We start from the raw sequence: 20,271 nt of genomic DNA on the forward strand, positions 1-20,271 counted from the left end.
AGGCATGTCCCGGCACCTCCATGCCTCACCCGGCCGGTGACCGACACGCGATGCCGCCGTGGATCTTACGGCAGGTACGCCGACCGGCAGAAGGTGCTGGAGAGGCTAACCGATGCCCAGTGCGCGTACGCCCGCCGTGCTCGCGGCGGCGATGAGGACGATGGCCGGTACGGGGGCCTTGAGGCGCCAGGCCACGAGTGCTGCCGCGAAGCCCGCGAGGCGGGCGTCGAAGGTCATGCCGTGTGCGCCCGCCGAGCCCACGAGCTGGGTGACCACGAGCACCGCGAGCAAGGCGGGTGTCAGGTGTTCCACGAAGCGCGGGAACCAGGCGGGCAGTTCGCGGTCGCCCATGACGAGCGATCCGGTGCCCTTGATGAGGAACGTGGTCACCACCAGGGCGCCGACCACGATCCACGGGGTGCTGCTCATCGGCTCCTCCAGGTCCACACGACGGCGATCACACAGGCCACCGCGATGGCGGCGTCCGGCACCGCCATGGCCGTGAGCACGACGGCGCCGGCGACGGCGGTGGCGGCCGCCGACCGTTTGCGTGCCGTCCCCAGATGGGGCGCGAGCAGCAGGAAGAAGAGCACCGGGGAGACGGCGTCCAGGCCGTAGTTGAGGATGTCCACGGCTCTGAACGGGCCGACCGCCCCCACCAGCGTGCCCGCGACCCAGCCGAGCCAGAGCACCACCCCCGAGGAGAGCAGCCGCACCCGGTCGAAGTGTCCGTCGGCGTCGCTGGCGATGGCCCAGGACTCCTCGATGACCAGCTGGGACTCGACGGCGCGGCGTGCCCGGCCGCCGCGCAGCGCGGGCAGGATGGCGAAGCCCATGACGAGGTAGCGCAGGTTCAGGAGGGTGCCCGCGGCCACGGCCGCGGCCCAGCCACCGCCGTTGACGATGACGGAGACGGCGGCGAACTGGGAGGAGCCCACGAAGACAAGGCCGGACATCGAGCTCGCGGCGAGGGCGGAGAAGCCCGCCCCCTTGGCGAGCACGCCGAAGGAGATGCCGAACGCGAAGATCGCCACGGTGAACGGCACGGCGGCCTTCGCGCCCGCACTCCAGGCGTCGCGCTGATCGGGCGGCGTCCGGCCGGATTCGGCAGCGGTCATCCGGCAGTGCCCGCCGCGGCGGCGTCGTGGATCTCCGCGTCCCGCGCCACTGCCTGCCCGAACGCCTTCACCAGCGCGGTGGTGACCTCGCCGACCGTGAACTCCAGGCCGTCGACGGACGCCACCGGCTGCACCTCATAGGCGGTGCCGGTCAGGAACACCTCCGTCGCGCCGGCGAGTTCGCCCGGTTCGATGTGGCGCTCGACGACCGTGATGCCGAGGTCGCGAGCGGACTCGATGACCGTACGGCGGGTGATGCCGTCGAGGAAGCAGTCCGGCACCGGCGTGTGCAACTCCCGGCCGAGGACCAGGAAGAGGTTCGCGCCGGTGGCCTCGGCCAGCAGGCCGCGGTGGTCGAGGAGCAGCGCGTCGTCGAAGCCGGCCGCCTCGGCCTCGTGCGCGGCGAGGGTGCTGACCGCGTACAGGGAGGCGGCCTTGGCGCGTACGGGCGCGGTGTGCGGCGAGGGGCGGCGCCAGCGTGAGGTGCCGAGGCGGATGCCGTGCAGCCGGGCCCCGGGAGCGAAGACGTCCGGCCAGGGCCAGGCGGCGATGGCCACGTGCACGGGGATGTCGCCCGAGGCGAGCCGCAGGTTGTGGCTGCCGCGCCAGGCGACCGGGCGGACGTAGCCGTCCGTGATGCCCGATCGCCGGACGACCTCGCGGGTGGCGGCGTCCAAGTCGGCTGCGCTGTAGGGGAGTTCGAAGCCCAGCTCGCGTGCGGAGGCGATGAGCCTTTCGCTGTGGTCGTGGAGTCTGAAGACCCGGCCGGCGTAGGCCCGCTCACCCTCGAAGACACTGCTGGCGTAGTGCAGTCCGTGGCTGAGGACGTGCAGCCGGGCCTCGCGCCAGGGCACCAGCTCCCCGTCGAACCAGATGAGGCCGTCGCGGTCGTCCAGTGGCGCGTCCGGAAGCAGCGCGCCGTTGTGGCTCATGTCGCGAACCCCCGCTCGCGGTAGGGAAATCCCTCCAGCTCATTGGCCTCATTGCTGTCGTCGCGCCGGGAGGCGTAGTAGATGCGGATCTCGTCGATGAGGCCGGCGTCGTCGAAACGGTAGATCTCGGTGCCGCGCAGCACCTTGCGCAGGCCCGGTTTGACGCCCGTCCATTCGCAGACGGCGGTACGGGTGCGTTCGTCGGCGTAGACGGCGTCCACCACCCAGTACGAGGAGTTGGCGCGCACGTCGGCGCCCCAGCGCTCCACGACCGGGGCGATGCCGTGGATCGGCCCGTGCATGCCCTTCGCGAGATAGTGCACGACCCGCTCGGAGAGACACTGAGCGAAGAGATCGGGGTCGACTTTGTTGCACGCCTCGAAGTACAGGCGCACCGCCGCTTCCAGTGCGTCCCGGTCCAAGGCCTTGACGCCCTTTTCGTCGATGGCCATAGGCCTCTGCAGCTCCTTTGTCGTTGAGGGTTCCGGTCCGCCGGTGAGGTCTTGGTGCCTCACAGCTCCGCCGGTTCGAATCCGAGCGGGGGGAGTGCCGCGAGGCTTTCCCGGGCCCGGGTGAGAGCGCGCTGGTCGTCGGTGAACGCATAGCGGTCGCCCGCGGCGCCTTCCGGCAGATACGCGCGTACGAAAGCCTTGGCAGCCGTGCGGTACTCCGCCGGTGTACCGACCTTGGCCTCCATGACCTCGACCGCGTCGACCAGCTCCCGCAGCCCGTCGAAGACCCGGTCGCGGTGGAGCCGCAGCCGGCCGTTCTCGTCCGTGATGGCGCCGAGGCGGCGCAGCCAGGAGAAGAGGAACACGCCGGTGCCCGCGTCGAAGTTGCGTACGGCACGGGCGTCCAGGGGATAGCGGAACATCCGCTCCAGCAGAATCATGTCGATCTGCTCGTCGGCGTAGGGAATGGCGTCCTCGTGGCAGGCGAGCGCGGTCTTGGCGTCCACCTTGATCTCTTCGAGGAGTCCGACGAACCAATTCATCTTGAGTTTGATGTGCTGGTCGAACGGCCACAGGCCCTGGTGGTGGAAGTAGTCGTGGAGATAGCCCCAGATCGAGCGGGCCTGGTAACAGTGGTGCGGGTCCATTCCGGTGGACGCGCGGGGCAGGGAGTCCTCGGTGAGGACGGCCCGTGCGGCGGGCAGCGCGAAGGCCTCGTGGATCTTCCGGAATTTACTGAAGAAGAAGATGGCATACGCCTGGTCGGCCACCTTGTCGTGCGCCGCCACGTTCTCGGGGAAGAAGACGATGCTGTTGCCGCGGGCGATGCCTTCGGTGCCCGCGAGGAGCACTGTGGCCTGGCAGTTGTTCTTCGGGTGCGGGTAGCGGACGGCCAATTCGGCGAGTGCGTCGGGTTCTTTTCTGCGGACGAGGAAGAATTCGAGACGCTTGCCGACCGGCGGGGTGCTGTTGGTGGTCGTCACCGGTGCGAGAAAGGCCGCCCAGTCGCCGTCGGCGGGAGCGGCGAGGGCGTCCCTGGAGCGGGCGAAGTGCGGTGGGGTGTCGAGCCCGGCGGTCAGCCAGTCGTCGATGTCGGCGGCCAGGGCGGCCGCCTGGGCGGCCCGGCCGTGTTCGGTGAACCAGCGGGCGCCCTCCGCCTGCACCGACCGCAGCAGGCGGATCTCGTCATCGGTCGGCAGGGCGACGGTTCCGTCGTCCTCCTGCCGGGTGCGGAAGGTGTCGATCAGCGGAATCAGCGTCCGTCCGAGCCGCTGTGCCTCGCCGCGCAGCTCGTCGGCGAGGTGGTGCCGACCGCTCATCGGGCGGCCTCGAGGACCTGGTGGATGGTGTAGACCATGGGGACAGGGCCGAAGTCGCGGACTATGCGCAGGCCGTGGGCCCGCGCCGCGACGATGGTGGTGATGCAGCCCTCGGTCTTGCCGGCGGCGCAGTCGATCGCTGCCTGGGAGTTGCTGTTCACCAGATGCCGCTCGCTGCCCTGCGGTACGAGACTGGCCGGAGCGGGGTGGGTGGAGACCGTGTGCGGCTCGGGGGGCGCGTCCGGCCCTGCCGCGAGCACCATGGCGTGGGTGGGTGCCAGGAACGTGTCGATCATCCGGCAGGCGAGGAGGTTCTCGAAGACGAGCGTGTGCAGGTACGGATAGACGGCGCAGGCGACCAGGGCGTGTTCGCCCGTGCGGGGCGCGGTCTCCATCGCGGATTCCAGCGAGGAGTGCAGCATCACGGAGCCGTCGTCCGTCAGCCTGCGCCGGTCCAGCCACATATGGGCCGCGGATTCAAGGTTGGTTCCGGTCGGCCCCAGCGTATGGAGATGGCGGACCTGGTTCATGGAAGGGCTTTTGTCGTTCTCTGATTCCCCCGGCATTACTCCTCCTGGAATTATCTTGCCGTGGTGATGCGACATAGCCTGCGAGCGCGGTGCTCGCCACCGGGAGCCTAGACCACAGGACCGGCCGGTTGAGGGTTGGATTTCGGCTGTTCGGCACCGATCAAATCCAGCAATTGACACAGGAACAGCGAGGTCAGGAGCGAGATCGGAGAGGGGCGTCGTCGGCGGGCGGAACGGCCGGTATGTGGCGCGGGGCGGCCTGGACTTGTCCGCGTGGGCTCTCTAGGCTCGGCCGCACCAAAGAGTGAGAGCGCTCTCACTCCTTGCGGTTCCTCGCAACTCTGGTCCACCACGCCCCTGTTGGAACGACGAGAGGTCCCCCTGTGAGACGCAAGACCAGCACACGTATCGGCCTGTCCGCGTTACTTCTGGCGACCGCCTGTGTCGGCACCGGGCTCGTCCCCGCCGCAGCCGCCGACCCGGGCACCACCTCCTCCACCTCCTCCGGCTCCGGAAAGGCGCCTGCTTCCCACGGTCTTCTCCAGGCGATGCAGCGCGACCTCGGCCTGTCGCCCGCCGCCGCGCGCGAGCGGCTCGCCGACGAGAAGCAGGCCGGCAAGACCGAGCGCGCCGCGCGGAAGGCCGCCGGTGCGGCGTACGGCGGGTCGTGGTTCGACGCCGGGCGCGGCCGGCTCACCGTCGCGGTGACCGAGCGACGGGCCGCCGCCGACGTACGCGAGACCGGCGCCGACGTCCGGTTCGTCGAGCACGGCGCCGCGCAGCTGGACGCGGCGAAGAAGCGCGTCGACAAGCTCAAGGCCCCTAAGGGCGTGGCCAGTTGGCGGGTCGACCCGCGAGCGAACCGCGTCGTCGTCGACGTCGTCGAGGGCCACCGTGCCGACAACGATGTCACCTCCTTCCTGAAGCGCGCCCGCGCCACCGCCCCCCTGCGCGTGGACACCGTCCCGGAGGGCCCGAGCACCTTCGCCGCCGGAACCGTCGGCGGCGACCCCTACTACACCGGCAACGTCCGCTGCTCCATCGGCTTCTCGGTGCACGGCGGCTTCGTCACGGCCGGGCACTGCGGCGGCGTGGGCGCGGGCGTGCGCGGCTGGGACGGCTCCAACATCGGTTCGTTCCAGGGCTCTTCGTTCCCGGACAACGACTACGCGTGGGTGTCCGTGGGCAACGGCTGGTGGACCGTGCCGGTCGTGCTCGGCTGGGGCGCCATCCCCGACCGGCTGGTGCGCGGCTCGGCGGAGGCGCCGGTCGGCTCGTCGATCTGCCGCTCCGGCTCGACCACGAAGTGGCACTGCGGCACCCTGCTCGCCAAGAACGAGACGGTCAACTACTCGGGCGGCGCCGTCGTCCGCCAGCTGACCAAGACCAGTGTCTGCGCCGAGGGCGGCGACTCGGGCGGCTCGTTCATCAGCGGCGACCAGGCGCAGGGCGTGACGTCCGGCGGCTGGGGCAACTGCAGCAGCGGTGGCGAGACGTGGTTCCAGCCGGTGAACGAGATCCTTCAGCGGTACGGGCTGCGGCTGCACACCGCGTGACCCGAGGTGCGCCCGGCGCGATCAACTGCCGGGCGCACCAGGCTCGTTACCGTGCGGGCCGGATCGACAGCCGGTGCCGGAACTCGTCGCGCGGGTCGTACTTCGCCTTCACCCGTTGCAGGCGCGGGTAGTTGTCCTTGTAGTAGAGCGTGTACCAGGGCACGCCCGACGTGTTCTGCTCCGGGTCGGCGAGGTCCGCGTCCGGGTAGTTGATGAACGCGCCGTCGCTGACGGCGCCCGGCACCGGTACGCCGCCGCTGTCGGCGTACACCCCGCGGTACAGCGAGCGCACCCACTCGGTCTCGCGGGTGCCGTCCTGCGTCTCCGCGTCCCAGCCCGCCATGTAGACGGCCTTCAGGATCGAGTCGCGCTGGGCGACGGCCGTGGCGTCGGGGGCGACCTTGCGGGCGGCGCCGCCGTACGCGACGAGCCAGAGCGTGCCGCTGATGCGCTCGGCCGGGTCGTCGGACGGCCGCAGGTGTTCGTGCAGGACGTCGATCTGCCGGTCGGTGAAGGTCTTCCGCAGGTACGCGCTCTTGACCTTGAACGGCGAGGACCTGGTGTCCGTGATGGAGGTCAGTGCGTTCAGCCACGACAGCGGCGGCCTGCGGATCGCGGGCTGGGCGCCGACACCCCGGCCGACGGCGGCGATGTAGTCGTCCACGAGCCGCCGCGCGCCCGGCACCGCCGCGTCGATGACACCGGCCAGGACGGCGCCGGAGCCCGCCGCCTGGGTGGTGTTGACCATCAGCACGCTGAACAGGTTCGCGTACGGCGTGCCGGGGTCGCTGTTGCGCTCGCACCACTGCCCGTGGTTGCGCATGAGGGTCCTGAAGTCCCGCGCGTCGAGGTCCTTCCAGGTCCAGCCGGCCCGGAAGGCGAGGAACGAGGCGGGCGCCGGCGGCAGCAGCTTCGTCGGATCGTCGCCCTTCGCGTCCGGGCTGCGGAACCAGTAGCGCGTCACGACACCGAAGTTGCCGCCGCCTCCGCCGGTGTGCGCCCACCACAGGTCGTGGTGCGGCGTGTCGGGGTCGCGCTCGGCGATGACGGCTCGCGCGGTGCCGTCCTCGTCGACGACGACGACTTCGAGGGCGTGCAGGTGGTCCACGGAGACGCCGTCGCGCCGCGACATCACGCCGTAGCCGCCGCCGACGACGTGCCCGCCGATGCCGACCTCGGCGGTCGCGCCCGCCGGGACGGTCACGCCCCAGCCGATGAACAGCTCGCGGTACACCTCGGCGAGCTGAGCGCCGGGCTCCACGCAGAAGGCCCGCCGCCCGGCGTCGTACGAGATCTCACGCATCGGCGACATGTCGATGACGGCCTTGATGTCCGGGTGGTCGACGAAGTCCTCGAAACAGTGGCCGCCGCTGCGTACGGCGATGCGCCTGCCCTCGCGCACGGCACGCTGCACGGCGTCGACGACCTCGGCGGTGGAGTGCACCACGCGGTAGTAGTCGGGCTTGCCGATGAACCGGCCGTTGCAGCCGCGTTGGGTGAGGGAGAGGTAGCGGGGGTCGCCGGGACGGATGGGGTCGGTGGGCGCACCGGCTGCGGCGGCCGCTGTGTCGACGGGCAGGAGGGCCGGTCCCGCCAACGCCGCCGCGCCACCCGCCGCCGTGGCGGCGAGCACGCGCCTGCGGGTCGGGGCGGGTGCTGCATCGGATCGTCGCTCTGTCATGGGTCGTCCCCCGAACGGTGAGGTGTGGGTGACCCACCACCATCACGGCGGGTGTGACCCGAGTCATCCACCGTGTGGCCAAGCGACGTGTGCTGCGCAGGGTGCAGACGTACCCCTTAGGGGTCGCCCCGCAGACGGAGCGCTTTCCGGCCACCATGTTCCTGCGTTCGGAGACGTCACACCGGGGCCGGCAGGTCCATCCCCGCGAGTGCGGCCGGGTCGACCACGGCGGTCATCTCGGTGATGCGGCCGTCGGCGACGGTGAAGGCGAGCAGGGAGACCGGGGTGCCGTCCTCGCTCCAGGCGATGACGCCGGGGTGACCGTTGACGGTGACCGCATGTGCCCGCGCCATGCTGCGGGCCACACGCGCGCGGGTGGCGACTTCGGTGGCCCCGAGCGTGACGAACGGGCCGTCCGGGGTGTGGACGGTGAACTTCACCTCGGGGTGCAGTACTTGAAGCAGCTGCTCGAACTGCCCGTCGCCCGCCGCGGCCAGAAAGGCCCGCACCACCTCACGTTGCTGCGGTCCCGCGCTCTCCGGCTGCCGGGCGGGCCGCTGGGCGGTGCGCACCTTCCTGCGGGCGCGGCTGGTGAGCATCTTGGTCGCGTCGGCGGACTTGCCGAGGATGGTGCCGATCTCCCCGTGCGGCACGGCGAACACGTCGTGCAGCACGAACGCGAGCCGCTCGTCCGGACGCAGCGAGTCGAGGACCGTGAGGAGCGCGAGGCCGACGGAGTCCCCGAGTGCCACGACCTCATCCGGAGCGGGCGCGTCGTCGAGCGTCACCGTGTACTCCGACAGCTGGTCGTCGAGGGAAACCTGCGGGCGGCTCCGGCCGGACCGCAGGACGTCGAGACTGATGCGGCCGACCACGGTGGTCAGCCAGCCGCCCAGGTTGTCGATGGTCTCGGCGTCCTGCCGGGAGAGCCGCAACCACGCCTCCTGGACCACGTCCTCCGCGTCGGCGTGCGATCCGAGTACGCGATGGGCGACGGCTCTGAGCCGGTCGCGATGGGCCTCGAAGGCGGCCGCTATCGAATCCGTGGGCTGGGTGCCGGACATGTTGTTACCTCTCTGGAAGCTGCTCCGTCATAGGGGTGACGGGCACGAGCCCCGGAACGTAACCAGACGGCATCCCGATGAAACGGAGCACTCCCCATGGAAAACCGACTCAAGAACAAGAGCACGCACAACCCCGACCTGTGGACCGCGATCCAGCACCTCCACAAGGCGATCGGCGCGGGCGGCGTCGACCCGAAGCTGCTCACGCTGGTCCACCTGCGCGCCAGCCAGATCAACGGCTGCTCGGCGTGCGTCTACGCCGCCGTGGCCGGAGGAAAGAAGGCCGGCGAGACCGACGATCGGCTGCACAACGTGGTCGCGTGGCGCGAGGCGCCGTTCTACACCGACGCGGAGCGCGCGGCACTGGCGCTGGCCGAGGGCGCCACGCGGTTGCAGGACGGTGCGGAGGGCGTCACGGACGAGGTCTGGGACGAAGTGAACGCCCACTTCACCGAGGAGCAGATCGGCGCGCTCAACCTGGAGATCGCGCTGACCAACTTCTTCAACCGGCTCAACCGCACGGTCAGGGAACCGGCCGGTCAGACCTGGGGCTGACCGGCCCGGCCGCACCGCACGCCCTTGCCGGGGTCGACTAGTGCGGCTGCTTCTTGCTGATCAGGTTGGCCATGCCGAAGGCGCCGCCCGCTGCCACGACGAGACCCACCAGGGCGACGCCTTCGTTGAGGCGGTTCCACCAGAACTTGTGGGGAGCCATGGGCTCGTGCTCCAGCATCGCCTCGAGCAGGTCCGTGCCGCCGGCGTCGAGCAGGGTGAACACATAGCCGTTGGCGACGCCGAAGTACGCGCCCAGTGCGGCCAGGACGGCGGCCCAGACGTGCGGTCCGGCCCCGCGGCCGCCGGTGCGGCCCACGACCGCGCCCACGCCCACCGCGAGCAGGGCCGCCACGACGAGATAGCTGGCCTGGAGGCCCGTGCGGGACAGATCCTCGTGCGAGGCGAGCAGGATGCCCGCGTAGACGACCCCGAGGCCGCCCGCGACGAGCAGGCCGAGGAAGAAGGCCTTGGCCGGACTGCCCGCGCCGGGCGGCGGAAAGCCCGGGGCGTACGGGTACGGGTAGCCGGGCTGCATGGGCTGCATCGGCTGCTGGGGCGGGTACGGGGCCTGGGCCGGGTAGCCGTACCCCGGCTGCTGCGGCATGGGCGGCTGGCCGGGCTGTCCGGGCTGGCCGTACGGATTGTGCTGCTGCGGGTGCGGCGTGTTTGGCTGCCAGGGCTGGTTCATGGTTCGGTTCCCCCGATGGTGAATGCGTTCCCACGCATGAGTGTGCGAGCGGCTCAAAGTACCAACATGGCGCGATCCGGTAGCCTGCCCCGGGCTCTTCGCCTTGCAAACAACCATCTGCAGTTCTCGCGCATTCTGTTTTCGGGGGATCATCACATGCGTGTCCGTCGCGCCGTCGGCGCCGCCACTCTCGCTCTCACCGCCACCGTCGTCCTCTCCGGCTGCACCGACAATCCGGAGGACAAGGCCTTCGGCGGCCTCGGTGACGCGCCCGCGATGCCGACGGGCATGCCTACGGGCATACCGACAGGCATGCCGACTCCGTCGCTCACGCTGAGCCCGCCCAGCGGGCTGCCCAGCGCCCCCGGCACCTCCTCCGGCGGCGGCTACGGCGGCAGCAGCTCCACTCCCACCGCGCTGCCGTCGTACAACGCGAACGCGCTCAGCGAGGTGATCGGTGAGAACTGCAGCTACGACCGCTCCGCGGGCCGCATCAACTACGACGTCGACATCCAGAACGCGTCGTCCGACTTCGCCTACCGGTACAACTTCACGGTGCAGTTCAAGGTCGGCATGTACCCGAACTCCGCCGTCGCGAGCAAGAGCATCGGCTCCCGGTTCGAGACGGTGACGGTCGCCGCGGGCGGCGACCGGTCCGTCACGGTGCACACCTCGCACAGCACGAACGACCGGCTCGTCTACTCCTGCCAGGTGATCTCGGCCACGAAGTCCCCGGCGAGCTGAGTTCAGCCCTGCCGTGGCGGAGGGCCGGTGGACCCCCGCGGGGTCAGCGTCGGTGTCGGGACCTGGCGGGTCACCGTCCGCCGGCCCGCGAGAACCTCGTACAGCGCGCGGGCGACATCGGCCCCGAAGGCGTGGACGTCGTGCGTCATCGCCGAGAGCGTCGGGTGGGTCAGCTCGCAGAGCTGTGAGTCGTCCCAGGCGAGGAGGGAGAGGTCGGCGGGCACCCGCAGCCCCATCTCGGCGGCGACCGAGAGCCCGGCGACGGCCATGAGGTCGTTGTCGTAGATGATCGCGGTGGGCCGGTGCACGGCGGTGAGCAGGGAGCGCGTGGCGCGCGCCCCCGCCTCGCCGGAGAAGTCCGTGGCCGGCTGCGGCCCTTCGGGAAGGCCGAGGCCGGCCATGGCCGCGGTGAAGGCGGCCCGCCGGATCGCGCTGTGTCCGAGCTCGGCCGCGCCGCCCACCCGGGCGATGGACCGGTGGCCGAGCGCCGCGAGATAGCGCACCGCTTCGGTGACGGCCGTCGTGTCGTCGGTCCAGAGCGAGGGGAAGTGGCCGGTCAGCGAGGGGTGGGCGACGGCGACCGCGGGCAGTCCGAGCTGGGCGAGCACCGGCACGCGGGGGTCGTGCTCACGGAAGTCGACCAGGACCGAGCCCGCTATCTGCCCCGACCGCCACCAGTGGCGCTGGAGCTCGATCTCCTCGTCGAGGCTTTTCACCAGGCGGAGCAGCAGCGCGCTCGACCTGTCGGACAGCACGCTCTCCAGGCCCGAGATGAACTCCATGTAGAAGGGCTCCAGGCCGAGTTGGCGCGCGGGCCGCTTGACGGCGAGCCCGATCGTGCCGGCGCCCCGCTTGCTGAGCGCCCGCGCCGAGAGGTTCGGCTCCCAGCCCATGGAGCGGGCGACCTCCAGGATGCGGGCCCTGGTCGCCTCGGAGACGCCCGGCTTGTCGTTGAAGGCCAGCGACACGGCGGCCCGCGACACTCCGGCGCGCTCCGCGACGTCCCTGATCGTCAGCCGCTGCTTCATCCCGACAAAGTAGAGCCCGGTTCCGCGCCCTGTCCATGGACCGGTTCAGCATTTCTCCCGTACGGAAAGCGGGTTGTCCGGCTTCTGACCGGCTGGCTTTACTGAACCATTGCTTAATTTGCCAGGCGTCTAGACAACGTTGTCCACGCTGTGCAGAGTGTGCGGCCAACCGGTTTCACCGACCGATTCAGGAGACACCCATGCGCAGAACCCGCCTCACCGCGCTCTGTCTGACCTCACTGGCGGCCGTGGCCGCACTGCTGACGGTGCCCTCCGCCACTCCGGAGGCCCAGGCGTTCCCCGCCGGCAACAAGCAGCAGGTCCTGAACTACCTCCGTTCCGTCACCGGCTCGAACATCGTGTCCGGTCAGCACAACAAGGAGCCCGCGTCCAACCCGGGCCAGTACACCCAGCAGGTCAAGGACATCACCGGGCAGTATCCGGGCCTGTGGGGCGGCGACCTGATGTTCAACGCCGTCGACGTCGCCAACCGGCAGCGGGTGATCGACCAGGCGAGGACGGAGTGGAACAACGGCTCGCTGGTGACGCTGACCTGGCACGTGTGTCCGCCCACGACGGGCAGTTCCTGTGCCTTCGAGGGCGGCGTCAAGTCGCGGATCACCGACGCGCAGTTCGCGCAGACCGTCACCGACGGCACGGCGCTGAACAACGCCTGGAAGCGCCGCCTCGACGAGGCGGTGCCCTACCTCCAGCAGCTCAAGTCGGCGGGCGTCCCCGTCCTGTTCCGCCCGCTGCACGAGATGAACGAGTCGTGGAACTGGTGGGGCAACCGCCCGGGTGCGAACGGCAGCCGGAAGCTGTACCGGATCACACGCGACTACCTGGTGGGCAAGGGCCTGGACAACCTCATCTGGGTGTGGAACGTCCAGGACAACCCCGCGGGCGGCTGGGCGAACTACTACCCGGGTGACAACTACGTCGACGTCGCGTCCCTCGACGTCTGGTACAAGAACCACCCGAGCGCCGCCGACTACAGCCAGCTGCGCGGCATAGCGGGCAGCAAGCCGATGGCCCTGGCGGAGATGGGCAAGGTCCCCACGGCGTCCCTGCTCAACAGCCAGCCGAACTGGTCGTACTTCATGATCTGGTCGGAGCAGCTGCGCGGCAACAACACCAACGCCGAGATCCAGACGGCCTACTTCCTGCCGCGTGTTCTCAACCAGGGGGAGGTCAGGCTGCCCTGACACGGGCCGGTCTAGCTGCTCCGGCGCAGCGCCTTCTTGTCGACTTTCCCGATCGGAGTCATGGGTAGTGACGGCAGCAGCACCGTCTCGTGCGGCGTGTACAGCGGCCCGAGCTCCGCGGTGACCGCCTCAGCCACAGCGTCGGCATCGATCCCCTCGGCGGGGGTGAGGAAGACCTTCACTCTCTCGCCGAAGGATTCATCCGGTACGCCGACGGCCGCGGCGTGGTGCACGCCCGGCAGCGTCTGCAGGAAGTCCTCCAGCACCCGGCTGTAGACGTTGTTGCTGGTCGCGCCGGTCACGATGACGTCCTTCGACCGGTCGACCAGATACAGATGACCGCCCTCGTCCAGGTATCCGATGTCGCCGGTGCGCAGCCACCCGGCCGTATCGAGCGCCTCCGCGGAACGCACCGGGTCCTGCCAGTAGCCCAGCATCACCACCGGGCTGCGGACGTAGACCTCACCGGCCTGTCCCTGCGGCAGCGGCACGCCGTCCTCGTCCCGGATCTCCAGATCCGTGCCGGGAAGAGGACGCCCGCAACTGCGCCACAGCGGGGAGGTGATGTCGCTGAGCGAGGGCAGGTCGGTGGGCGGCATGGAGGTGATGGCCATGCACTCGGTCTGCCCGTAGCCCTGGAAGATGATCGGTCCGAACGTCGCGACCACCTGCCGCAGACGGCTCGGCGCGATCGGCGTCCCACCAGTGTTGATCTGTCGCAGATGCGGGAAGGCGCCGGGGCCGCAGTGCGGATGGTCCAGCAGTTGGTGGAGCATGGGTGGTGCCAGAGCCGTGATGGTGATCTCTTCCTCGCGCAGTGCGGTGCGGGCGGCGTCCGCCTCCCACCGCGGGAGAACCACCAATACCGAGCCCGTCAACAAGGCGTACAGCATGACCAGGTGGCCGCCGATGTGGGTCAAGGGGGGCACGAGGAGAGCTCGGTCCCCGCCCGGCGGCTGCTGGAGACGTGCCGCGTCGGCCCCCGCCGTCATCACCTCGTAGGCCGTCCGTCCGTATGCCGCGAGCTTCGGCCGACCCAGGGTGCCGCCGGTGTAGAGCACGGTGACGACGTCGCTCGTCCCGGGCGCCGGAGCCGCTTCGGGCCGCTCCTGCGGGCACTGTGCCGCGAGCGCCAGCACATTCGCGAAGACGTCGGATCCCGTCTCGCCAAGGCCCAACAGGATCGGCTCACTCGTGCAGCGTTCGACGGCCTGTCGGGCCTGTTGCCCGTAGGCGGAGTCGACGACGACGACCCGGGCGCCCGACCGGTCGATGGACGCGGCGAGTTCCCCCGGGCCGGGCTCCACACGCATCATCACCGCCCGGCAACCGATCATGTGCACCGCCAACACCAGCAGCACCGTCTCCGCCCGGTTCCCCACGAACAGCCCGACGCCGTCCCCCGGGGCGAGCCCCTGACGGCGCAGCGCATGACCGAGCTGGAAGAGTTGGCGCCGGGCCTGCCCGCGCGTGAGCCGTACCGTGCCGCAGACGACGGCTTCTGTTTCCTCGTCCTGTTCCCACTGCGAGATGATGCGCTCGACGTACATACCTGGCCAGATGCCCGTCCCCGACCTCTCGGGAACTGCCCTCTCCCGGGCGCAATAACGCGACCGGCGCTTAAAACGACAAACGTCACGCCGGTGTACTCCGCCGTCCGGACCTGGTGCGGGGTTCAATCCACATGAACCTCGGCCCCACTCACCGTGTCCGATCCGGGAACCGGTTCGGCGGCGTCCGCACTCCGGCCGACGATTCGATTCCGGCCGTCGACATGAACCACGCGAGGCCGGAGCCGGCTGACCTCGTCCATCGAGTACATGCCGTAGCCGAGGATGATGACGAGGTCGCCCACGGCAATGATCCTGGCACTGGCGCCATTGACCCCCACCACCCCGGATCCGGCCGGCGCCTCGATGAGGTACGTCGACATGCGGCTGCCGTTGCTGAGGTTGGCGATATCGACACGTTCCCCCGGGAGTAGGTCGGCGGCCTCCATGAGATCCCGGGACAACGCCAACGAACCCACATAGTGCAGGTCCGCCTGCGTGACACAGGCCCGATGGATTTTGGACTTCAGCATGGTGCGGAACATCGCGCTCCTTCGGTTCGGACCGGGGGCACCGACCATTTTCGCGGGCCCCCGCCGGCGCAGGCAGAGCGCAAGCCAGTAGTACTCGAAGCAAACGCCGTGCGCCCCCAACCCCTTTGCAGACCAGGGGGGTTGGGGGCGCGGACGGCAGTCGCTGATCAGCCGAGCAGTTCCACCTCCGCCAGCGTCGCGGAGCCGTCCGGCACCAGCCGGTAGTGGTCGTACGGGCCCGGGCGGGCGACCGTGAAGACGCGGGTCTGCTGGTCCCAGGCGAAGGACTGTCCGGACCGCTTGTCCAACTGCTTCCAGGTCGCGCCGTCCTTCGAACCCTGGAGGACCCAACCACGCGGCGCCTTCGCCCGGTCGGCGGACGACGTCAGCGTGTACTGGACCGCCTTCGTCCCCTTCACCACCGGCAGTTCGATCGCCGAGCCCGCGGCCGACGTGGCGTCCGTGGCCGACGTGTCGTCGAAGAGTGCGCCCCCGCCCTTGAGGGTGTCCTTCCTCGGCGACGGCACCTTGTCGTCCTGCGTGATCGACACGGGCTGGGCGTTCTTGCCGCTGCCCCACGCCGACGGCTTCGGGCCCATGTCGAATTCGAGGACCCCGCCGCGCGCGACGATGTCGTGGGGGAGCGCGGTCGACTTCCAGGCCTTGCCGTTGACCTTGAGCCCCTGCACGTACACGTTCTTCGCGCTGTTCTTCGGCGCCTTGACGACGAGGTCGCGGCCGTTGTCGAGGTGCACGGTCATCTTCGTGAACTGCGGTGACCCGATGGCGTACTCACCGCTGCCCATGACCAGCGGATAGAAGCCGAGCGAGGAGAAGACGTACCAGGCCGACTGCTCGCCGTTGTCCTCGTCGCCGTGGTAACCCTGCCCTATCTCGCTGCCGGTGTAGAGGCGGCGCAGGACCTCGCGGACCTTCTCCTGCGTCTTCCACGGCTGCCCGGCCGCGTCGTACATGTACGCGGCGTGGTGGGCGACCTGGTTGGAGTGGCCGTACATGCCCATGCGTACGTCGCGTGCCTCGGTCATCTCGTGGATGACGCCTCCGTAGGAGCCCGCGAACTCGGCGGAGCCGGTCTCGGGGGTCGCGAAGTACGTGTCCAGCTTCTTGCCGAGGCCGGACCGGCCGCCGTACAGGTTCGCCAGGCCGCGCGAGTCCTGCGGGGCGGTGAAGGCGTACCCCCAGGCGTTGGTCTCCGTGTAGTCGTGGCCCCACACGCGCGGGTCGAACTTCTCCGAGGGCACCCGCCAAACGCCCTTCGCGTCCTTGCCCTGGAAGAAGCCGGGCGGCGTGCCCGCGCCGGCCGCCTTGTCGTCGAAGAGGTTCACGTAGTCGCGGGCGCGGTTGAGGAAGTACTCGGACTCGTCCTTGTAGCGCTTCTCACCCGTCTTCTTGTAGAGGGCCGCGCCCATGCGGGAGATGCCGTAGTCGTTGAGGTAACCCTCGAGCGCCCACGAGAGGCCCTCGTGCGTCTCGCTGCTGGTGTAGCCGAGGAACGGCGACGTCTTCATGCCCTTGCGGCCGACGCCCGAACTCGGCGGCACCACCGTCGCGTTCTTCAGCGCCGCGTCGTACGCGGCCTCGGCGTCGAACTTCACGCCCTTCACGTACGCGTCGGCGAACGCGACGTCCGACGACGTGCCCGTCATCAGGTCCGCGTAGCCGGGCGAGGACCAGCGCGACGTCCAGCCGCCGTCCTTGTACTGCTGCACGAAGCCGTCGACCAGCTCACCCGCCTTCTTCGGAGTGAGCAGCGAGTAGGCCGGCCACGTCGTGCGGTACGTGTCCCAGAAGCCGTTGTTGACGTACGGCTTGCCCTCGACGATCTTCGCGCCCGTGTGGGTCGGGGTGTCGGGGCCGGTCTGCGGCGAGAAGGGCGAGGCGTACTTGTACGTCGACTTGCCGTCCGCCGAACGCACCTTCTCGAACCCGGAGTTGGGGTAGAGGTACAGGCGGTAGAGGGAGGAGTAGAGGGTCGTGCGCTGCCCCTCGCTCGCGCCCTCGACCTCCACCTTGCCGAGGATGTCGTCCCACTGCTTCTGGGCGCGGTTCTTGACGCGGTCGAAGGAGGTGCCGGCCGGGATCTCCTGGGCGAGGTTGGCCTTCGCCTGGTCCAGGCTGATGAGTGAGGTGGCGAGCCGCAGGTTGACCGTGCGGTCCTTGCCGGCCGCGAAGCGCAGGTAGCCCGTCACATCACCGCCACCGCCGCCCTCCAGCTTGCCGCCCGCGGTGGCGGGGGAGTCGAAGACGCCGTACACGAAGAGGCGCGTGGCACCCGTGGACAGGCCGGACTTGACGTCGGAGAAGCCGGAGACGATCCCCTTCTCCTTGTCGAGGGTCAGCCCACCCTTCTCCGACACGTTGTCGAAGATCACGCTGGCGTCGTCACCGGGATAGGTGAACCGCATCATCGCCGCGTGGTCGGTCGGCGCCATCTCGGCCTTCAGACCGTTCTCGAACGTCACGCCGTAGTGGTGCGGGCGCGCCGTCTCCTTCTCGTGCCTGAAAGGCAGTGCCCGCTTGGTGCGGGACGCGCTCGGGGTGTCCTTGTCGACGGACGGCATCAGCTGGAACGTCTGCCGGTCGCCCATCCACGGGCTCGGCTCGTGGCTCGCGCTGAACGCCTGGATGGTGGGCAGATTGTCGTCGTTGTTGCCGCGCGCGTAGTCGTACAGCCAGCTCAATGAGCCCGCGTTGGTCACCGGCGTCCAGAAGTTGAAGCCGTGCGGGACCGCGGTGGCCGGGAAGTTGTTGCCGCGCGAGAAGCCGCCGCTGGAATTGGTGCCGCGCGTCGTGTCGGCGTAGTCGGAGGGATGCGCCTTCGGCTTCGCCGGGGCCTTCTCCTTCAGGGACACGTCATCGAGCCACCCGCGGAACTTCGCGGGGCCCTTGGGGGAGTCGTACGCCAGCAGGATCCGGTCGACCGTCTTGCCGCGGGCGACCTGCCCTATGCGCGCGTCGACGTTGTTCCACTGGTTCACGTAGAGCACCTTGGACGCGCCCTGGCCCTGCGGAGTCAGCGGGAAACCGTGCTGGTCGACGGCCTTCAGATCGCTGAGGTACGTGCCGTCGGTGAAGGCGAGGTCCACGGAGACGTTCGTGGCGGCGTAGTCGAGGTCGCCCTCCGCCATCGAGGGAAAGACGCGATACCCGAGCTCGGTGTTCCTCCCGACCTTCACATTGACGTCGAAGACCTTGTTGTACGAGTAACCGCGCCCGTCCGCCTTGTGGCTGCCCGCGTAACGCAGCGCGTGCTTCCCCGTGAACCCGGCGCGGGACTTGGCGGTGGGGGAGCCGCTGGGCCCGCGGTCCACCAGGCTCAGCATGTCCTCGGGCGCGGGGGCGTCCGTGCCGCCCACCGACAGCTGGAGGTCGGCGAGTTGCAGGGCATCGGAGGCGCCGTTGTTCGCGGTGACGTCGAGGCGGTAGTGCGCGTACGCCTCCGTGTTCCCGAAGTCGTACTTCTTCGTCTTGTGGCGGCCGTCGAAGGTCTCGCCCTTGCGCTCGTCGAGGACCTTCCAGTCCTTGCCGTCCGTCGAACCCTTGAGCGTCCAGTCCTTCGGGTCGCGGGGGGCGTGGTCGTTGGCGGAGGTGAGCGCGTACGTCACCACCTTGGCGGGCCGGTCCAGTTCGAACTCGACCCAGCCGTCCTTCGCGAACGTCAGCCACTTGCTGGTCGCCTCGCCGTCGACGAGGTTCGCCGCGACCTCACCGGCCCCGGCGTTCTCACCGCTCGCCCGCGCCTCGGTGACGTGGTCGTTCACACTCCCGGGAAGCCCGGAACTGAACTCCCCGTTCACACCGGACGCCTTCTTCCTGCCGTCGGGGCCCGTCTCGACGGTGCTCAGCCAGTCCGGCAGGGCCTCGCCCGCCTCGAACGACGAGGCGAACTCCCGCTCCGTGCGGGGCGGCCGCTCGGGCTCGGCGACGGCGGCGCCCTGAGCGGCGGCGACGAGCGCGAGAGCCAGGGCCGACGCGCCGACGGCGGCCGCTGGACGACGGTGTCTGTATCGGGATCTGCGTGCGGTGTTGCGTGCGGTCTCGCCTGCCGAGTACGGCATCCCCGAGCCCCTCCTAGCGTGCTGGACAACGTTGTCACCATCACTGCGCAAGCTCTAGTAGGGCGGCAAGTGACGAGTGGTGTCAAGGCTGCTGACGGGGCAGCGGATACGGGCCCGTCGTACGCTCGCCGTGCGACGCCGACGTCAGGGGAGGGCCAGTGAAGATCGTGCTGCCGGGAGGGACCGGCCAGGTGGGCGGCGTGCTGCGGAGGGCGCTGACCGCTGCCGGACACGAGGTCGTGGTCCTGACCCGGCGCCCGGCGCGGGACGGCGACGTCCGGTGGGACGGCCGAACGCTCGGCCCTTGGGCGGAGGAGGTCGACGGCAGCGACGTCGTGATCAATCTCGCGGGCCGCAGCGTCAGTTGCCGCTACACCGACGAGAACCTCCGCGCCATGATGGACTCGCGGGTGGACTCCGCGCGTGTGGTGGGCGAGGCGGTCGCCGGCGCCCGGAAGCCGCCGCGGGTCTGGCTCCAGATGAGCACCGCCACCATCTACGCCCACCGTTTCGACGCGCCGAACGACGAGGCCACCGGTGCGATCGGCGGGGACGAGCCCGACGTCCCCGGCTACTGGGCCTACAGCGTCGAGATCGCGCGGAACTGGGAGCGGGAGCAGGAGCGGGCCGCGACGCCACGGACGCGCAAGGTGGCCCTGCGGTCGGCGATGGTGATGAGCCCGGACCGCGGCGGCGTCTTCGACTATCTGCTGTGGCTGGCGCGACTCGGCCTCGGCGGGCCGGTCGCGGGCGGCGCCCAGTACGTGTCCTGGATCCACGACCGTGACTTCGTGCGCGCCGTGGAGTTCCTGATCGACCGGGACGACATCACCGGGGCGGTCAACCTCGCGGCGCCCGACCCGCGGCCGCAGCGGGAGCTCATGCGCGTGCTGCGCGGCGCCTGGGGCATGCCGGTCGGGCTGCCCGCGACGCGCTGGATGGCCGGGATCGGCGCCTTCGCGCTGCGCTCGGACCCGGAACTCCTCCTGAAGAGCCGGCGGGTGGTGCCCGGGCGGCTGACGGAGGCCGGGTTCACCTTCGACCACGGTGCCTGGCCGCTCGCGGCGGCCGACCTCGTGGGGCGGGTGCGCCGTGAGCGGTCCCGCTCACGGCGGACGGCGGCACGTTCCTGACCCACCTGCCCGGCCAGTCGGGTGGTCCGAGGGAAAGTCCATGGAAACCGGAGCGAAAGTCCACGGTTTCGGGCGGTGATGTGCGAGAGGTTCGACCGGGGATC

18 protein-coding genes are annotated in these 20,271 nt (G+C 70.0%); 5 read left to right on the forward strand and 13 right to left on the reverse strand.

Going from position 1 to position 20,271, the window contains the following annotated elements:
• Positions 1 to 105: 105 nt before the first annotated feature.
• From ACI2L3_RS06740 to ACI2L3_RS06765, 6 genes are read right to left on the reverse strand one after another with little or no spacing between them, the layout of a single operon-like run.
• Positions 106 to 429: an AzlD domain-containing protein gene (locus tag ACI2L3_RS06740; RefSeq protein ID WP_404751208.1), complete on the reverse strand. Its 324-nt coding sequence runs from the start codon at positions 427 to 429 to the stop codon at positions 106 to 108.
• Entirely contained in the window at positions 426 to 1,118 is a 693-nt protein-coding gene (locus ACI2L3_RS06745; protein WP_404751209.1) for an AzlC family ABC transporter permease, read from the reverse strand. The genes ACI2L3_RS06740 and ACI2L3_RS06745 overlap by 4 nt, the downstream gene beginning before the upstream one ends.
• Positions 1,115 to 2,050 carry a branched-chain amino acid aminotransferase gene (locus tag ACI2L3_RS06750; RefSeq protein ID WP_404751210.1) on the reverse strand — a complete coding sequence of 312 codons (936 nt, stop codon included), beginning with the start codon at positions 2,048 to 2,050 and terminating at the stop codon, positions 1,115 to 1,117. Before ACI2L3_RS06750 ends, ACI2L3_RS06745 begins: the two co-directional genes overlap by 4 nt.
• Positions 2,047 to 2,502: a nuclear transport factor 2 family protein gene (locus ACI2L3_RS06755; RefSeq protein ID WP_404751211.1), complete on the reverse strand. Its 456-nt coding sequence runs from the start codon at positions 2,500 to 2,502 to the stop codon at positions 2,047 to 2,049. The genes ACI2L3_RS06750 and ACI2L3_RS06755 overlap by 4 nt, the downstream gene beginning before the upstream one ends.
• A 59-nt stretch (positions 2,503 to 2,561) precedes the next feature.
• Positions 2,562 to 3,821: a DUF6421 family protein gene (locus tag ACI2L3_RS06760; RefSeq protein ID WP_404751212.1), complete on the reverse strand. Its 1,260-nt coding sequence runs from the start codon at positions 3,819 to 3,821 to the stop codon at positions 2,562 to 2,564.
• Positions 3,818 to 4,351 (reverse strand): bacilysin biosynthesis protein BacA, encoded by a 534-nt coding sequence (locus ACI2L3_RS06765; protein WP_404751213.1) that lies wholly within the window; start codon positions 4,349 to 4,351, stop codon positions 3,818 to 3,820. The genes ACI2L3_RS06760 and ACI2L3_RS06765 overlap by 4 nt, the downstream gene beginning before the upstream one ends.
• Positions 4,352 to 4,734: 383 nt before the next feature.
• On the opposite strand from ACI2L3_RS06765, the gene ACI2L3_RS06770 reads away from it, so the two are divergent.
• Positions 4,735 to 5,907 carry a S1 family peptidase gene (locus ACI2L3_RS06770; RefSeq protein ID WP_404751214.1) on the forward strand — a complete coding sequence of 391 codons (1,173 nt, stop codon included), beginning with the start codon at positions 4,735 to 4,737 and terminating at the stop codon, positions 5,905 to 5,907.
• A gap of 46 nt (positions 5,908 to 5,953) precedes the next feature.
• Here the strand turns inward: ACI2L3_RS06770 and ACI2L3_RS06775 are convergent, their stop codons facing one another.
• Complete coding sequence (locus ACI2L3_RS06775; protein ID WP_404751215.1) at positions 5,954 to 7,588, reverse strand: FAD-dependent oxidoreductase; 1,635 nt, start codon at positions 7,586 to 7,588, stop codon at positions 5,954 to 5,956.
• Between the two features lie 176 nt (positions 7,589 to 7,764).
• Entirely contained in the window at positions 7,765 to 8,652 is an 888-nt protein-coding gene (locus tag ACI2L3_RS06780; protein ID WP_404751216.1) for a sigma-70 family RNA polymerase sigma factor, read from the reverse strand.
• 96 nt (positions 8,653 to 8,748) lie between these two features.
• Here ACI2L3_RS06780 and ACI2L3_RS06785 point away from each other — a divergent pair, with 96 nt between their 5' ends.
• Positions 8,749 to 9,207 (forward strand): carboxymuconolactone decarboxylase family protein, encoded by a 459-nt coding sequence (locus ACI2L3_RS06785; RefSeq protein WP_404751217.1) that lies wholly within the window; start codon positions 8,749 to 8,751, stop codon positions 9,205 to 9,207.
• Between the two features lie 37 nt (positions 9,208 to 9,244).
• On the opposite strand, the gene ACI2L3_RS06790 is transcribed toward ACI2L3_RS06785, so the two are convergent.
• Positions 9,245 to 9,895, reverse strand: coding sequence for a hypothetical protein (locus ACI2L3_RS06790; protein WP_404751218.1), 651 nt, complete (start codon positions 9,893 to 9,895; stop codon positions 9,245 to 9,247).
• Between the two features lie 156 nt (positions 9,896 to 10,051).
• Between ACI2L3_RS06790 and ACI2L3_RS06795 the strand changes: the two genes are divergently transcribed.
• Positions 10,052 to 10,639 carry a hypothetical protein gene (locus ACI2L3_RS06795; RefSeq protein WP_404751219.1) on the forward strand — a complete coding sequence of 196 codons (588 nt, stop codon included), beginning with the start codon at positions 10,052 to 10,054 and terminating at the stop codon, positions 10,637 to 10,639.
• 2 nt (positions 10,640 to 10,641) lie between these two features.
• Here the strand turns inward: ACI2L3_RS06795 and ACI2L3_RS06800 are convergent, their stop codons facing one another.
• The gene (locus ACI2L3_RS06800; RefSeq protein ID WP_404751220.1) at positions 10,642 to 11,667 is read right to left on the reverse strand and encodes a LacI family DNA-binding transcriptional regulator; all 1,026 of its coding nucleotides are present in this window, start codon (positions 11,665 to 11,667) and stop codon (positions 10,642 to 10,644) included.
• Between the two features lie 200 nt (positions 11,668 to 11,867).
• Here ACI2L3_RS06800 and ACI2L3_RS06805 point away from each other — a divergent pair, with 200 nt between their 5' ends.
• Entirely contained in the window at positions 11,868 to 12,872 is a 1,005-nt protein-coding gene (locus tag ACI2L3_RS06805) for a glycosyl hydrolase (RefSeq protein ID WP_404751221.1), read from the forward strand.
• Positions 12,873 to 12,883: 11 nt separating this feature from the next.
• Here the strand turns inward: ACI2L3_RS06805 and ACI2L3_RS06810 are convergent, their stop codons facing one another.
• The 3 genes from ACI2L3_RS06810 to ACI2L3_RS06820 form a co-directional block, all read right to left on the reverse strand.
• A complete protein-coding gene (locus ACI2L3_RS06810) occupies positions 12,884 to 14,422 on the reverse strand; it encodes a class I adenylate-forming enzyme family protein (protein WP_404751222.1) in 1,539 nt (512 codons plus the stop codon).
• A 125-nt stretch (positions 14,423 to 14,547) separates the two neighbouring features.
• Positions 14,548 to 14,967, reverse strand: coding sequence for an aspartate 1-decarboxylase (gene panD, locus ACI2L3_RS06815; RefSeq protein ID WP_404751223.1), 420 nt, complete (start codon positions 14,965 to 14,967; stop codon positions 14,548 to 14,550).
• Positions 14,968 to 15,122: 155 nt separating this feature from the next.
• Complete coding sequence (locus ACI2L3_RS06820) at positions 15,123 to 19,034, reverse strand: GH92 family glycosyl hydrolase (protein ID WP_404751224.1); 3,912 nt, start codon at positions 19,032 to 19,034, stop codon at positions 15,123 to 15,125.
• A gap of 158 nt (positions 19,035 to 19,192) precedes the next feature.
• Between ACI2L3_RS06820 and ACI2L3_RS06825 the strand changes: the two genes are divergently transcribed.
• Positions 19,193 to 20,167, forward strand: a complete 975-nt coding sequence (locus ACI2L3_RS06825; RefSeq protein WP_404751225.1) for an epimerase — start codon at positions 19,193 to 19,195, stop codon at positions 20,165 to 20,167.
• Positions 20,168 to 20,271 lie beyond the last annotated feature (104 nt).

Origin of the sequence: Streptomyces sp. NPDC029674 (genome assembly GCF_044903205.1) — a bacterium.
Lineage (GTDB): Bacteria > Actinomycetota > Actinomycetes > Streptomycetales > Streptomycetaceae > Streptomyces.